18 protein-coding genes are annotated in these 14,255 nt (G+C 66.3%); 9 read left to right on the top strand and 9 right to left on the bottom strand.

Going from position 1 to position 14,255, the window contains the following annotated elements; genetic code table 11:
- Positions 1-312 precede the first annotated feature (312 nt).
- The 6 genes from OCK02_RS06750 to OCK02_RS06775 all read right to left on the bottom strand — a co-directional run bounded on the left by OCK02_RS06750 (position 313) and on the right by OCK02_RS06775 (position 6,153).
- Positions 313-1,344: a peptidoglycan -binding protein gene (locus OCK02_RS06750; protein WP_263812363.1), complete on the bottom strand. Its 1,032-nt coding sequence runs from the start codon at positions 1,342-1,344 to the stop codon at positions 313-315.
- A 3-nt stretch (positions 1,345-1,347) separates the two neighbouring features.
- The gene (locus OCK02_RS06755) at positions 1,348-2,427 is read right to left on the bottom strand and encodes a MotA/TolQ/ExbB proton channel family protein (protein ID WP_263812364.1); all 1,080 of its coding nucleotides are present in this window, start codon (positions 2,425-2,427) and stop codon (positions 1,348-1,350) included.
- A gap of 167 nt (positions 2,428-2,594) precedes the next feature.
- Positions 2,595-3,395 (bottom strand): inositol monophosphatase family protein, encoded by an 801-nt coding sequence (locus OCK02_RS06760; protein WP_263812365.1) that lies wholly within the window; start codon positions 3,393-3,395, stop codon positions 2,595-2,597.
- Between the two features lie 71 nt (positions 3,396-3,466).
- A complete protein-coding gene (efp, locus tag OCK02_RS06765) occupies positions 3,467-4,030 on the bottom strand; it encodes an elongation factor P (RefSeq protein ID WP_263812366.1) in 564 nt (187 codons plus the stop codon).
- Between the two features lie 151 nt (positions 4,031-4,181).
- Positions 4,182-5,489: a tetratricopeptide repeat protein gene (locus tag OCK02_RS06770; RefSeq protein WP_412178780.1), complete on the bottom strand. Its 1,308-nt coding sequence runs from the start codon at positions 5,487-5,489 to the stop codon at positions 4,182-4,184.
- Positions 5,490-5,499: 10 nt separating this feature from the next.
- Positions 5,500-6,153 (bottom strand): thiamine phosphate synthase, encoded by a 654-nt coding sequence (locus tag OCK02_RS06775; protein ID WP_263812368.1) that lies wholly within the window; start codon positions 6,151-6,153, stop codon positions 5,500-5,502.
- Positions 6,154-6,255: 102 nt separating this feature from the next.
- Between OCK02_RS06775 and OCK02_RS06780 the strand changes: the two genes are divergently transcribed.
- The gene (locus OCK02_RS06780; protein ID WP_230806931.1) at positions 6,256-7,026 is read left to right on the top strand and encodes a sulfite exporter TauE/SafE family protein; all 771 of its coding nucleotides are present in this window, start codon (positions 6,256-6,258) and stop codon (positions 7,024-7,026) included.
- Between the two features lie 99 nt (positions 7,027-7,125).
- Positions 7,126-7,386 carry an ArsR/SmtB family transcription factor gene (locus OCK02_RS06785; RefSeq protein ID WP_263812369.1) on the top strand — a complete coding sequence of 87 codons (261 nt, stop codon included), beginning with the start codon at positions 7,126-7,128 and terminating at the stop codon, positions 7,384-7,386.
- Between the two features lie 146 nt (positions 7,387-7,532).
- On the opposite strand, the gene OCK02_RS06790 is transcribed toward OCK02_RS06785, so the two are convergent.
- On the bottom strand, positions 7,533-7,706 hold the full coding sequence (locus OCK02_RS06790) for a YdcH family protein (protein WP_230806929.1): 174 nt from the start codon (positions 7,704-7,706) through the stop codon (positions 7,533-7,535).
- Positions 7,707-7,923: 217 nt separating this feature from the next.
- Here OCK02_RS06790 and OCK02_RS06795 point away from each other — a divergent pair, with 217 nt between their 5' ends.
- The 5 genes from OCK02_RS06795 (at position 7,924) to OCK02_RS06815 (ending at position 10,717) form a co-directional block, all read left to right on the top strand.
- Positions 7,924-8,127 carry a YdcH family protein gene (locus OCK02_RS06795; protein ID WP_112593742.1) on the top strand — a complete coding sequence of 68 codons (204 nt, stop codon included), beginning with the start codon at positions 7,924-7,926 and terminating at the stop codon, positions 8,125-8,127.
- 49 nt (positions 8,128-8,176) lie between these two features.
- Positions 8,177-8,644, top strand: coding sequence for a 5-(carboxyamino)imidazole ribonucleotide mutase (gene purE, locus OCK02_RS06800; protein WP_263812668.1), 468 nt, complete (start codon positions 8,177-8,179; stop codon positions 8,642-8,644).
- Positions 8,641-9,696: a 5-(carboxyamino)imidazole ribonucleotide synthase gene (locus tag OCK02_RS06805; RefSeq protein WP_263812370.1), complete on the top strand. Its 1,056-nt coding sequence runs from the start codon at positions 8,641-8,643 to the stop codon at positions 9,694-9,696. Before purE ends, OCK02_RS06805 begins: the two co-directional genes overlap by 4 nt.
- Positions 9,697-9,913: 217 nt before the next feature.
- Complete coding sequence (gene ykgO, locus OCK02_RS06810) at positions 9,914-10,039, top strand: type B 50S ribosomal protein L36 (RefSeq protein ID WP_012709334.1); 126 nt, start codon at positions 9,914-9,916, stop codon at positions 10,037-10,039.
- A 78-nt stretch (positions 10,040-10,117) separates the two neighbouring features.
- A complete protein-coding gene (locus tag OCK02_RS06815) occupies positions 10,118-10,717 on the top strand; it encodes a hypothetical protein (protein ID WP_263812371.1) in 600 nt (199 codons plus the stop codon).
- Between the two features lie 127 nt (positions 10,718-10,844).
- Here the strand turns inward: OCK02_RS06815 and pyk are convergent, their stop codons facing one another.
- Together pyk and OCK02_RS06825 are read right to left on the bottom strand one after the other, a co-directional pair.
- Entirely contained in the window at positions 10,845-12,284 is a 1,440-nt protein-coding gene (pyk, locus tag OCK02_RS06820) for a pyruvate kinase (RefSeq protein ID WP_263812372.1), read from the bottom strand.
- Positions 12,284-12,700: a DUF1036 domain-containing protein gene (locus OCK02_RS06825; protein ID WP_230807140.1), complete on the bottom strand. Its 417-nt coding sequence runs from the start codon at positions 12,698-12,700 to the stop codon at positions 12,284-12,286. The genes pyk and OCK02_RS06825 overlap by 1 nt, the downstream gene beginning before the upstream one ends.
- 265 nt (positions 12,701-12,965) lie before the next feature.
- Between OCK02_RS06825 and OCK02_RS06830 the strand changes: the two genes are divergently transcribed.
- Together OCK02_RS06830 and OCK02_RS06835 are read left to right on the top strand one after the other, a co-directional pair.
- Positions 12,966-13,766, top strand: a complete 801-nt coding sequence (locus OCK02_RS06830; protein WP_263812373.1) for an N-formylglutamate amidohydrolase — start codon at positions 12,966-12,968, stop codon at positions 13,764-13,766.
- Between the two features lie 62 nt (positions 13,767-13,828).
- The gene (locus tag OCK02_RS06835; protein ID WP_263812374.1) at positions 13,829-14,134 is read left to right on the top strand and encodes a DUF1244 domain-containing protein; all 306 of its coding nucleotides are present in this window, start codon (positions 13,829-13,831) and stop codon (positions 14,132-14,134) included.
- Positions 14,135-14,255 lie beyond the last annotated feature (121 nt).

The following is a 14,255-nucleotide window of genomic DNA, read 5'->3' on the forward strand; positions in this document are numbered from 1 at the left end:
AGTGGAGACCGAATGGCGAAGATGCGGACTGTGTCGTGTCGGTAGACGATCCGGCATGCGTTGCGGCCGCGGCAGCCCCCTCATCCGGCCCTTCGGGCCACCTTCTCCCCGGTGGGGAGAAGAGGGAGAGCGCGGCCGTCGGCCAGTCCAACGGTCACGCCGGATCCGCTGCGGGCGCAAAACCGGCCGTGACCGACCGGTGCCCCTTGCCACTTCTCCCCACCGGGGAGAAGTGCCGGAGCGCAGCGAGGCGATGAGGGGGATTCCGGAGCGCAGGGCAGCAAGATCCGCAAGCACGGCCGTCGCTCGTGCCTACTTCTCCGTCAGCTTCAGTTCGATGCGGCGGTTGGTGGCGCGCGCCTCCGGACTTTCGCCCGGGGCCAGCGGCTGGTATTCGCCGAAGCCGGCGGCGACAAGGCGGTCTGCCGGGACGCCGTTGGCGATCAGGAACTTTACGACCGAGGTGGCGCGCGCCGAGGAAAGCTCCCAGTTGTCGACGTAGCGCCCCGTTCCCGAAAGCGGGACGTTGTCGGTATGCCCGTCGACGCGCAGCACCCAGTTGATTTCCGGCGGGATCTCCTTGGCGAGGTCGAGGAGCGCCGCAGCCAGCTTCTGCATTTCGGCCTGCCCTTCCGGGTTCAGGTTGCTGCCGCCCGATGGAAAAAGCACTTCCGACTGGAAGACGAAGCGGTCGCCGACGATGCGGATGTTCTCCCGGTCGGACAGGATCTCGCGCAGGCGGCCGAAGAAGTCGGAGCGATACCGGTTCAGTTCCTGCACCCGCTGGGCGAGCGCGACGTTGAGCCGACGGCCAAGATCGGCGATCTTGGCCTGCGAGGACGCGTCCTTCGCCTCGGACGCCTGGAGCGCGCCCTCGACCGCTGCGATCTGGCTGCGCAAGGCGGCGATCTGCTGGTTGAGCAGTTCGATCTGGCTCATCGCCCGCGCCGACACCTGCCGTTCGCTGTCGACCGTCTCGTTCAGCTCGGAAATCCTGGCATTGGCGGCATCCGATGCGCCGGCCCCCTGGTTGAGGATCTGCTGCAGGCGCGAGCGCTCGCCCTCCGATTCGGCGAGCGATGCCTGCAGGTTGACAAGCGAATCCTCCAGATCCTGCTTGCCGCTCTTCTCAAGCGCCAGAAGCTGGGTCAGTTCGTTCACCTGGCTTGTCAGCCGGTCGAGCACCTCGTCCTTGCCGGTGATCTCGCGGCTGAGGAAGAACTGGGCGAGCACGAACACGCAGAGCAGGAACATGATGGCGAGCAGCAGCGTCGACAGCGCGTCGACGAAGCCGGGCCAGTAGTCGACGGTGCGGTGCGAGCGGCGGGCGCGGGCAAGGGCCATCGGCTATTCGCCCCCTGCCGGATCGCGAAGCCGTTCGCGGCTCCGTTCCGACCCGCGTTCGCCGTTGAGGTCGCCGGAGCGCGCCGCCAACCGGTCGAGCGTGCGCCGCAGCGCCTTTGCCTCTTCCTGCTGCGCCTCGATCCAGTCGCGCAGCATCTGCTGCTCGTTGCGCATGTTCTTCACCAGCCCCTGGATGCCTTCGGCAAGGCTCGCCATGGCCGCGGTCGAGCGGCTGTGCCCGCCCTCCTGCGAAAGCTTCAGGATCTGCTCGGCCAGCGCCTTGACGTCCGCGGCCTCGCCGTTTGCGGCGAGCGCCGGCGAAATTTCGGAAGAGACGTCGGTGACCGACGACAGCCAGTTTTCCAGTTCCATGTAGAAGCGGTTCTGCGCCCGCCCCGCCTGCAGGTCGAGAAAGCCGAGGATGAGCGAGCCGGAGAGACCGAACAGCGAGGTCGAGAACGCCGTGCCCATGCCCGAAAGCGGCGCCGACAGGCCCTCCTTGAGCGCCGACAGCACGTCGTTTGCCGTGCCCGCGCCCGCATCGAGCGACTGGATCACCGTGTTGATCGAGCCGATCGTGCCGAGCAGGCCCCAGAAGGTGCCGAGCAGCCCGAGAAAGACGAGCAGGCCGATCAGGTAGCGCGAGGTGTCGCGCGATTCGTCGAGCCGGGTCGCGATCGAATCGAGGATGGAGCGAAGGGCCGTGGTCGAAATCGCGATCGAATGATGCTTGCCGATCAGGGCGCGCATCGGCGCCAGCAGCACCGGGTTTCGCCCGACCTTTTCCGCGCTGCCGGCAGCCCGGAAGGAATTGAACCACCGGACCTCGGGCCGCAGCGACAGCACATGGCTGAACACCAGCAGGATGCCGATGGCGAGCACGCCGATGATCAGGCCGTTCAGGCCGGGATTGCTGTTGAAGGCCGCATGCGCCTGGCGAAACAGGATGGCGCCCACGAAACCGACGATGATCAGGAAGATCACCATCGTCCAGAAGAAGGGCATGGGACTCGACAGCTTGTGGGGATATTCCTCCCCGTCCCCGGCCGGCTCCTCCCACTCCGACAGCGCCAGCTTTGCCATGGTCTCCGCATCTCCTGCTCTCAACTAAGAGCGGAGCCTAGAGGAAGATTGCGCCGAATTGAAGGGCCGAATTTCGGTGTGCGTCCATTGACTTGCGGCGATCCGGCCACCGCTCGGCAGCCTCGCGCCGGGGCTGCGGCCGGCTGCCGCGAGAAGGTCCGCAGGCCTCAGCGGGCGGGGACCGGACGATGGACGACGTCGGCCAGCGCCTTGCGGATATATTCGTTGCCGGCCACGAGCGTTCCCGTCTCCAGCATGGCGTTGCTGCCGTCGATGTCGGTGACGAAGCCGCCGGCCTCGCGGATCAGGAGAATGCCCGCCGCGATGTCCCAGGCCGAGAGGTCGCGCTCCCACATGCCGTCGAAGCGGCCGGCGGCGACATAGGCGAGATCGAGCGAGGCCGCGCCCATCCGGCGGACGCCGGCGACTTCGCCCATCACATGGCGCAGCTCCAGCAGGAACTTGCCGTGGTTGCCCCGGCCGAGATGGGGAACGCCGCAGCTGACGACGCTGTCGGACAGTTCCTTGCGGGCGGCCACGCGCAGCCGGCGGTCGTTCAGGAACGCCCCGCCGCCCTTCTCCGCCGTGTAGAGCTCGTCCGTCGCCGGATTGAGCACGACGGCGGCGACGATCTCGCCATTGCGCTCGAGCGCGATGGAAGAGGCGAAGCAGGGAATGCCGTGCAGGAAGTTGGTGGTGCCGTCGAGCGGGTCGACGATCCAGCGATGCGCGCCGTCGGTGCCCTTGATCTCCTCGCTTTCCTCGCCGAGGAAGCCATAGGTCGGCCGCGCCTTGAGCAGTTCCTCACGGATCAGCTTCTCGGCCTTGCGGTCGGCCTGCGAGACGTAGTCGCCCGGTCCCTTGAGCGAGACCTGCAGGTTCTGCACCTCGCCGAAATCGCGCGAGAGCGACTTGCCGGCCTTGAAGGCGGCCTGGACCATCACGTTGAGAAGAGCTGAGCGAGCCATCGGGGCCTGTCCTTGTCAGTTGTCCGGCGGGCGATCACGGTCGGTGCCACGGCCGGCGGATCTATATCCTATCAGTCGGCGCGGCGAAGATAGGTGATTTCGTTGGTGTCGACGAGAATGCGCTCGCCGGCTTCGATGAACGGAGGCACGAGCACGCGCACGCCGTTCTCCAGGATCGCCGGCTTGTAGGACGAAGCAGCCGTCTGTCCCTTGACCACCGGGTCAGCCTCGGCGATGGCGAGTACGACCTGGTCAGGCAGCGAGATGCCGATCGGCTTGTCGTCGTAGAGCTGGACCGTCACCATCATGCCGTCCTGCAGGAAGGCGGCGCGGTCGCCGACGAACTCCTTCTGAAGCTCGAGCTGGTCGTAGCTGTCGACATCCATGAACACGAGGCCCTCGCCCTGCTCGAAAAGGAACTGGAAGTCCTTCTTCTCGAGTTCGATGCGCTCGACCGTCTCCGACGAGCGGAAGCGCTCGTTGAGCTTGGTGCCATCCACCAGGTTCTTCAGTTCGACCTGGTTGAAGGCGCCGCCCTTGCCCGGCTTCACCGCGTTGCACTTCACCGCTGCCCAAAGGCCGCCGTTGTGCTCGATGAGATTGCCCGGCTTGATTTCACTGCCGCTGATTTTCATGAGAATTTCCGTAGAGATCTTAGCGGTTCCGCGCGATCGGAGCGATCGGGAACCCGTCTTGCGGCCTCAAGACCACAATTCCCTTCAAAGTTCAAGCCTCCGGCGCGGAACGCAGCCATTCGCCCGGTGCAAGGGTCAGGGCATGAAGTCGCTATCGGATCCGGAACTTGTTGGCGGCCGAGATCGCCGCCTTCTGCTGTTCGTCGGTCAGACCCAGATAGAAGTCCTCGAGCCCCGCATCGTTCAGCCCGGCCCGCCGCGACAGGACGAACCACTTGCCGGCCTCGATCGGGTCCGGCTTCGTTCCGAGCGCATTGATGTAGAGATAGGCGACACGGTTCTGCGCCACGACGTTGCCGCCGTCGGCCGCCCGCTTCAGCCACTTGAACCCAGCCTCGTAGTCCCGCTCGCCGGCCACGCCGTTGACGAGCCAGATGCCGAGATCGAGCTGTGCGGTGTCGAAGCCGGCGCGGGCGGCACGGACCAGCCACTCGCGGGCGCGGTCGGTCTTCTCCGGCGGCAGCCCGGTGAGATTGGTATAGAGCTGGGACAGGGCATATTGCGCGTCCGCGATACCCTGCTCGGCCGATTTCTCATAGTAGGGCAGCGCGGCGCGCAGCCCCTTGTCGGCGGCACCGTCGGCGACCAGCATCTGGGCATAGTTGAACTGCGCGGAAGGATTGCCGGCATCGGCGGCCTTGCGCATGAACTCGTCGGCCTTCTTGCGGTCGCGCTCCACCTGCCGCCCCTCCATCAGGAGCAGCGCGTATTTGAACATGCCGGCCGGATCGCCGCCTTCGGCCGCCTGCTTGTACCAGAACGCCGCCTGCTTGCGGTCGCGCTTGACGCCGAGCCCCTGCTCGAACAGCAGGCCGACCAGCGTCTGCGCGGCGGCCTCGCCGTTCTGCGCCCGCGGCAGGGCGTTGTCCATCGCCGTCAGGTAGAAGCCGCGCTGGTAGGCGCCATAGGCCTCGTCCACCTTGCCGGTGAACGCCTTCTCCGCCGGCAAATCCGGCAACGGCGCCCCCATGCGGTCGAGCACGCCGAGGCCGGCGGAAGGCGCGGGCTGGGCTGCCCCGGCACCGTTCGGCGAAAGCCTTCCGGCCGCACCGTCATTGGCGGGATCGAGCAGGCGCGAACCGCGTTCGTCCGGAGCCGGCCCGTCGAGCGCCGAAGCATTGGCTTCGCCGTCCTCCGCCGCAGCACCGGGGAATTCGGCGCCGCCGGCGGCAGCACCCGCAGGCGCCCCCGGCACGCCGGGAAGCGTCACGCCCGGCGCAGCACCAGGCGCCGGAGCGGCGTCTGGCGTGGCGGCCGGCGCCGCAACGTCTCCGCCTTCGACCTTGGGCGCGGTCTCCGCACCGGGCAAACCCTGACCGAATGCGGGCGCCGCCATGGCGAGCGCGCAGCAAAACAGCGTGATCAGCCGCAACGGCCGGTGATCGAAAGCCCTCTTCATCCGCACGGCTTTAATCCTCGAACCGTGGCGCTTTTTCGTCAAGGAGCGCATTGACCGACGCGACCACCTGCGCGGCGTTGGCGGGCTCGGCGAACACGGCCTGGCAGAGTGCCACGAATTCGGCGCCCGTCTCGGCGACGGCAAGTGCCGAGGCCGGATCGGTGCCGCCCATCACGACGCAGGGAACCTCGACCATCGAGGCCCACCATTCGGCCAGCGCCAGGTTCTTCGGATGCGCCTCCGGCTTGATGTCGCCGCCGATCTTGCCGAACAGGATGTAGTCCGGCCCGACTTCGCCGATCTCCAGCGCCTGGTGCCGGTCCTTGGCGTTGCCGCCGCCGACGATCAGCTTCGGGGAATGCTTCTCCATGGCGTCGGCAAGTGCCTCCGCCCCGCCGGCGACATGGATGCCGTCGGCCCGGGCGCGACCGGCGACGCGCGTGTCGCCGGCAACAAGCGCCGCCGCGCCGGCAGCCTGGATCACCGGCACCAGCGCTTCCGCATGCTTCTGGAACGCGCCATCGTCGAGCCCGTATTGCGGCACGATCACCGATGCGACGTCACCGCCGCGCAGCGCATCCTCGAGCATCGTCTTTCGTGCGGCGGCGTCATCGCCTGCCGGCACGACCAGGACGAGGCGGCAGCGATCTTCGATTGCAGTCATCGGGCTTCCATTTCTTCCGCATTCGGGAGCGGGCCATCTGCCCCCTCGCAATATCGTTGCAAAGCCGATAGACCGCTTGCTCCAAAGGATCAATCGCCCCGCATGTCCATCGACCCCAGCATATACCTCGCCGCCATCCCCGCCGTCCTGCTCGTGGGCCTGACCAAGGGCGGCATGGGCGAGGCCCTGGCGCTGATGGGCGTCCCCATCCTTGCCATGGTGGTTTCGCCGGTGCAAGCCGCAGCGATCCTGCTGCCGATCCTGATCGTCAGCGACATCGTCTCGCTCTGGATCTGGCGCCACCACAACGACCGCCGCACGCTGGTCTACCTCCTGCCCGGCGGCATCTTCGGCATCGCGCTCGGCTGGGCGACCTCGGCCTATGTCCCGCGCGACGCGCTGCGGCTGATCATCGGCCTGATCACCGTCTTCTTCGCCGCCCGCTATTTCTACAACCAGTGGCGCATCCGCAAGGGTATCGTGATCGCGGCAAAGCCGCAGCGCGTCGGCCCCGCGGCGTTCTTCGGCACCCTTTCTGGCTATGGCAGCTTCGTCGCCCATGCCGGCGGCGCACCCTTCCAGGTCTATGCCCTGCCGCTGAAGCTCACCCCGCGCGACTATACCGGTGCCGCCGTCCGCTTCTTCGCCACCATGAACGCGCTGAAGCTCATTCCCTATTTCGCGCTCGGCCAGCTCGACACCACGAACCTGACCATTTCGGCGACCTTGATGCCGCTCGCCATGGCGATGACCGCGCTCGGCGGCTACCTCGTCAAGCGCATGAAGCCGGACGTCTTCTATCCCTTCATGTACGGCATGGCGCTGGCGGCGGGGCTGAAACTCGTCACCGACGGCCTCGCCGCGCTCACCTGAACGACAGGTCGCCAGGGCCGCGGTTTTCCGGGCTTCGGGGGCGATGCGGCAGCGCACAAAAAGCTTGCCGTTCGCGCTGCGATGCCATAGCTTTTCCGCATGGTGACGCCGGACCCCTTCGCCGCTATTGCCGACCCGAACCGCCGATTCCTGCTGGAGGAGTTGCGGCGCGCGCCGAAGACAGTCAACGAGCTGTCGCAGGGCCTGCCGATCAGCCGCCCTGCCGTTTCCCAGCACCTCAAGGCGCTGCTCGACTGCAATCTCGTCAGCGTCACCGCCAGCGGCACCCGCCGCATCTACGCGATCAATTCGGCCGGCTTCAACCGCCTCAATTTCTGGCTCGACCAGTTCTGGAGCTGAGGCCGGAGAAAAAAGTCCCGGCTGCCTTGGACAACCGGGACAGTGCAATTCGTGAATGGAATTAAGCCTTTCGGCCCGTGTTTGCCATTGCTTGCAATGACGGGGCGGCCCCCTTTTTCGTTCCTCCTTGGAACCTATCGTTTCGATCAGTTCGCAGACGAGCGAATCTTTTCGATCTCGTCCTTGATGCGCAACTTCCGCCGCTTGATCTCGGCAATGGCTTCATCCTCGTAGGACGGACGCGTCATTGCATCGTGAAGCTCTTCCTCGAGGGCGAAGTGCTTCTTTTCAAGCGTGGCAAGATGAGCCTCAATCGACATGTGACAGTTCCTTCCTTTAGTTCGCAGCCGGACGCCGGCGCGCCCGGAGGGCAAGGTTGCAACAGACAAAGTCTGCCATGCTATTTTTCATTTGTCGAAGGCGAAATCGTGGCCGAGGATAACTTCCCGACAGGTTGCCTTTTGTGATAGGAGCAGCGTTCTTGCTGCATACGAATGGCAGGCGCAGACCGCCATCGGTAAGGGACGGGGAATGAGAATGCCAGACCAGGACCAGGCGGAATTGCGGTTGGCGATCGCCAGATTGCGACAGGAACACGAGGACTACGACGCCGCCATCAACGCCATGATCCAGGTCGGCTGCGACGCCCTCCGGGTCCAGCGGATGAAGAAGAAGAAGCTCGTGATCAAGGACCGGATCTCCAAGATCGAGGACCAGATCATCCCCGACATCATCGCCTGAAACGGAAAGCACGTTGAAGACACCTCAAACGCCACCCGTCGCCATCGTCATGGGCAGCCAGTCCGACTGGGAGACGATGAAGAACGCCGCCGATACCCTCGACGCGCTTGAGGTCGACTACGAGGCGCGGATCGTCTCCGCCCACCGGACCCCGGAACGGCTCTACGAATTTGCCAAGACAGCGCGGATGGAAGGCTTCAAGATCATCATCGCCGGCGCCGGCGGCGCGGCACACCTGCCCGGCATGATCGCGGCCCTGACCTCGCTGCCGGTCTTCGGCGTCCCCGTCCAGTCCAGGGCGCTGTCCGGCCAGGACAGCCTGCTGTCGATCGTGCAGATGCCGGCCGGCATCCCGGTGGGCACCCTGGCGATCGGCAAGGCCGGCGCCGTCAACGCCGCCCTGCTCGCCTCCGCCGTGCTGGCGCTCTCCGATCCGGAGCTGGCACTGCGGCTCGACGAATGGCGCGAGAACCAGAGCGCCTCGGTCGCCGACTACCCGGTGGACGGCCCGCTATGACGGCCACGACCATCGGCATCATCGGCGGCGGCCAGCTCGGCCGCATGCTCGCCATGGCCGCGGCGCGCCTCGGCCTGCGCACGATCGTCCTCGAACCGCAGCCCGATTGCCCGGCAGCCCAGGTCGCCAACGCCCAGATCGTCGCCGCCTATGACGATCCAGACGCGCTCGCCGAACTCGCGCGGCGTTGTGACGTCGTCACCTACGAATTCGAGAACGTACCGGTCTCCGCTGCCGAACTGCTGGTGCGATCGGTGCCGGTGTTCCCGCCGCCGAAGGCCCTGGAAGTGTCACAGGACCGGCTGGTCGAGAAGCGCTTCATCAACGACTGCGGCATCCCGACCGCCCCCTTCGAGGCCGTCGACAGCCAGGCCGATCTCGACGCGGCACTCGACGCGTTCGGCGGCATCGGCGTGCTGAAGACCCGCCGTCTCGGCTATGACGGCAAGGGGCAGCGGATGTTCCGCTCGCCCGCCGGACGCCGCGAGGACGCCTTCGCCGAACTCGGCTCGGTGCCGCTGATCCTGGAAGGGCTGATCGCCTTCGAGCGGGAAATCTCGATCATCGCCGCGCGCGCGCAGGACGGCACCATCGTCTGCTACGACCCGGCGGAGAATGTCCACCGCAACGGCATTCTCCACACCTCGACCGTACCGGCCGCGATCAGCGAGGCGACCGCCGACCAGGCGCGGCGCGCCGCCCGCGCCATCCTCGACCGGCTGGACTATGTCGGCGTCGTCGGCGTCGAGTTCTTCGTGCTGGGCGACGGCCAGCTGGTCGCCAACGAAATGGCGCCGCGCGTGCACAATTCCGGCCACTGGACGGAAGCCGCCTGCGTCATCTCCCAGTTCGAGCAGCACATGCGCGCCGTCGCCGGCCACGGCCTCGGCGATCCGCGCCGTCATTCGGATTGCGTGATGCAGAACCTGATCGGCGACGATATCGAGGCTGTCCCCGCCTGGCTCAATACCCCGGACGTGCTCGTCCATCTCTACGGCAAGGAAGAATCGCGCCCCGGCCGCAAGATGGGCCACGTCACCGAACTGCGGTGAGAAACAGTGTCGCCCGCCGTGGAAATCCCCGCGGCCGGACACCAAAAGCCCCTCAAAACCGCCCCAAAACCCGCTCAAAATCCCTGTCCGGCGGTTGACAGGGTCCGGATGAACGGGTACACGAACGCCAACCTGAGAGCGCGCCCGAAACGGCGCGTTTTTAATTGACAAGATTTCGGGCGGATAAGTTTCCTCCCCAGCATCGCGGATCAGAAACATGAAGATCAAGAATTCGCTCAAGTCTCTCAAGACCCGCCACCGCGAAAACCGTCTGGTTCGCCGCAAGGGCCGCGTCTACATCATCAACAAGTCGAACCCGCGCTTCAAGGCCCGCCAGGGCTGAGGCCGCGCGCAAGCGCCGTCGACTTGCTGTAGCAAGATAGTGATTTGCTTTGAAGCGCATGCGGTCTAGCATAACCGCATGCGCTTCAAATCTGTTTTCACCACCCTCCTCGTTTTCGCCGCGCCCTTTCCCGGCGCCCTGGCCCAGACCTCCGACACGGCTGCCGTTACCCGGAGCGTTCCGGCCGATATCAGCCCGGCCGCGCGGCTCGACGCCCTCTTCGACGAACTGAAGCATCAGGGCGACCAGGAGAAGGCCAAGGCGATTTCCGAGAACATTCGGCTGACCTGGCGCGATTCGGGCAGCGCCACCGTCAATCTGCTGATGCAGCAGGCCGACAAGGCGATCGCCGAGGGCAAGGACACCGCCGCCTTCGACTACCTCGACGAAGTCATCCAGCTCGCCCCCACCTATGTCGAGGGCTGGAACCAGCGCGCCACGCTGCACTTCAAGGCCGGCAACTACCGCAAATCGATGTCCGACATCAATCGCGTGCTGGCGCTCGAGCCGCGCCATTTCGGCGCCATCGCCGGCATGGCGGCGATCCTCACCAGCTACGGCCGGGACGAACCCGCCATGGAGGCCTGGCAGCGCTTCCTCGACATCTACCCGGCCGAGCGCCGCGCCCAGAAATCGCTCGGCGACCTCGCCGACAAGCTCGCGGGCAGCCGGGCCTGAACCCTTATGAGCATGGATGAAGATGTGAAGGTGGCGGACATTCGCCGGTGATCGCAGCGCCCCGGCAGGAGGCCGGGGACGCGATGGCGAAACTGTGTGAAGCCGGGGCTGCCCCGGCTCGTCGCTGTTACAGGCCGCTGGCGCCGTCCGAGCCGATATAGGCGATGCGCAGCATGTTGGTCGCGCCGGGCGTGCCGAGCGGCACGCCGGCCGAGATGATGATGCGGTCGCCGGGCTTGCCGAAGCCTTCGCTGACGGTGATGCGGCAGGCGCGGTTGACCATGTCGTCGAGGTCCTCGGCATCGCCGGTGACGACGCAATGCAGGCCCCAGACGACCGAAAGCCGGCGAGCGGTCTCGATGATCGGCGACAGCGCCAGGATCGGCACTTCCGGCCGCTCGCGCGCGGCGCGCAGGCCGGTGGTGCCCGACGAGGTGTAGGTGACGATGGCCGACAGGTTCAGCGTCTCGGCGATCTGGCGGGCGGCGAGCGAGATGGCGTCGGCCCCCGTCGCTTCCGGCGGCGTACGCTGGGCGTAGATGATGCCCGGATAGTGCGGGTCGCGCTCGACCTTGCTGGCGATCGAGGCCATGGTGGAGACGGCTTCGACCGGATATTCGCCGGAGGCCGATTCGGCCGAAAGCATGATCGCGTCGGCGCCCTCGAACACGGCGGTGGCGACGTCGGAGACCTCCGCGCGGGTCGGCACCGGCGCCGAAATCATCGATTCCAGCATCTGGGTGGCGACGACGACCGGCTTGCCGGCGCGGCGGCAGGCCCGGATCAACTGCTTCTGCAGGCCGGGAACGGATTCCAGCGGCATCTCGACGCCGAGGTCGCCGCGGGCGACCATCAAGGCGTCCGAAAGCTCGATGATCTCGTCGATGCGCTCGATCGCCTGGGGCTTTTCGATCTTCGACATCAGGCCGACGCGGCCACGCGAGACCTTGCGCACCTCCGCGAGATCTTCCGGGCGCTGGATGAAGGACAGGGCCACCCAGTCGACGCTGCCGGTTGCGAGCACCGCGTCGAGGTCGGCGCGATCCTTCTCCGTCAGGGCGCCGACGCCGAGCAGCGTGTCGGGCAGGCTGACGCCCTTGCGATCGGAAATCTTGGTGCCGGCGATCACGGTGCAGACGATCTTCGTCCCGTCGGCCTGGTCGGCGCGCAGATGCAGCTTGCCGTCGTCGATCAGCAGGCGATGGCCCGCCTTGACCGCCTCGAGGATCTCGGGATGCGGCAGGAAGACGCGGGTGGCGTCGCCGGGTTCGTCGCGATTGTCGAGCGTGAAGGTCTGGCCGGGAACGAGATCGACCTTGCCGTCCTTGAACTTGCCGACGCGCAGCTTCGGGCCCTGCAGGTCGGCCAGGATGCCGATCGGCCGGCCGCAGCGCGCCTCGACGGCGCGGATGCGGCTGATCAGCGTGCGCATCACCTCGTGGCTGGCATGGCTCATGTTGATGCGGAAAAGATCGGCCCCCGCCTCATGCAGCTTCTGGATCATCTCCTCTTCGGCCGAAGCCGGGCCGAGCGTGGCGAGGATCTTTACTCTTCTGTTCCGCTTCATCAATTCTGGCTTTCCTGGGGGCCGGGCGTATCGGAGAGCTGGACCATCCAGCTGCCCTGGCGCCCGGTGTCATATTCCTTGAATCCCATCTTCTGGAAGCCGCGTGCGAAGCAGTCCTGGACGCCGGTGATCTTGAACTCGTTCTCGGCGACGCACATGTTGACTTCGCCGGTCCAGCGGCCGCCGCGGGCGGCATCCTCGGCGTAGAGGTAGTAGTAGCGCGACTGCAGCTCGCCTTCGATCAGGGTGGCGCAGGTCGTGGCCGGGATCTGCCACCAGCCTTCCGTCACCCAGCCTTCGGTGGCGCGGTAGCCGATCGCGACGCCGACCAGGTTCTGCGTTCCGTTGCAGACGCGGAAGTCGGCACGCGCAGCCCCGGGGGCCGCGAGGGTGAAGAATGCGGCGGCAGCCAACAGACCGAGGCAGGAAAGGCCGGGCGCCGAACGGAGGGTGCGTGAGTGCGAATGATCTGGCACGGCTTCCAATGGGAACTCCGTTGATTTGGTCACGCGCTTTCTTGCGACGGCAAGCTGAGAATGTCAACGCAACTCTAATCGATTATATTGTGATCGCACCCCCGCACGCTGCCCCAATTCGCCCCGAATCGACGACGCCGCCGCGACTTGCGGTTACCGTTTGCCCATGCCATCAAGCCTTGGACGTCCATGACGAAGAGATCGCATGAAAACCCTGCAAACGGATGACAGCCCCTACGAGATTCTGGGCGGCGACATGAGCCGTGGCCTCGTCCTGCTCGCCGACCACGCCACCAACCGCGTGCCGGCCGCCTATGGCCGGCTCGGCTTGCCCGAGAGCGCCTTCGATCGCCACATCGCCTACGACATCGGCATCGAGGGACTGACGCGGGCGCTGGCGGCGCAACTCGGCGTGCCGGCGGTCATGAGCCGCTTCTCCCGCCTCCTGATCGATCCGAACCGCGGCGAGGACGATCCGACCCTGATCATGCGGATCTCCGACGGCGCGATCGTGCCCGGCAACCATCCGATCACCGCCGAGGAGTGGCACCATCGGCTCGAGACCTACCACCGGCCCTATCACGGCGCCGTGTCGGAGACGATCGGCCGGGTGGCCGAGGCAAGCGGCAGGGCGCCGCTGGTGATCTCGCTGCATTCCTTCACCCCCTTCTGGAAGGGAGCTCCGCGGCCCTGGCATATCACCGTCCTGTGGGACAGCGACCATCGCGCCGTCGACCCGCTGCTGGCCGAACTGGCCGCACTCCCCGGCGTCGTGACCGCGAGCAACGAACCCTATGACGGCGCCTTGCGCGGCGACACCATGTTCCGCCACTGCATGAAGGCGGGCATCCCCCATGCGCTCATCGAGGTCCGCCAGGACGAGATCGGCGACGAGGCTGGCATCGCGCGATGGGCGGAACGCCTGGCGCCCGTGCTCGCCCGCTTGAATGCCGACGAGGCGCTTCACACCTATCAGACATTCCCCTCGCGCACCGGCCCCTACTGACCGGAGCGCGCGAGGATCGAAAGCGGGCAATACGACGAGCGCCCGCCCACCGGAGGACCGACATGGACGACCTGAGCGAAGAACAACGCATGGCCTTCGAGGCCGCCGCCTTCCGGCGGCTCGTGTCGCACCTGCGCGAACGCACCGACGTGCAGAACATCGACCTGATGAACCTTGCCGGCTTCTGCCGCAACTGCCTGTCGAACTGGTATCGCGAGGCGGCCAATGCCGCGGGCGTGGCGATGGACAAGGAGGAATCCCGCGAGATCATCTACGGAATGCCCTACGACGCCTGGCGCGACCTGCACCAGAAGGAGGCAAGCGCCGAGCAAAAGGCCGCATTCGAGGTCAACCGCCCGCAGGAATGATGGGTGCGGCTGCCCGCGATCGCCGGGCGCGGATAGCGTGGGTAACTTGTATAAGCTGCGAAAATTCCGGCCGGCTTGCGGATAGGCCTTGATCTCGCCGGAACTTCGCGGCAGATCACGC

Origin of the sequence: Rhizobium sp. TRM96647 (assembly GCF_025780115.1) — a bacterium.
Classification (GTDB): domain Bacteria; phylum Pseudomonadota; class Alphaproteobacteria; order Rhizobiales; family Rhizobiaceae; genus Mycoplana.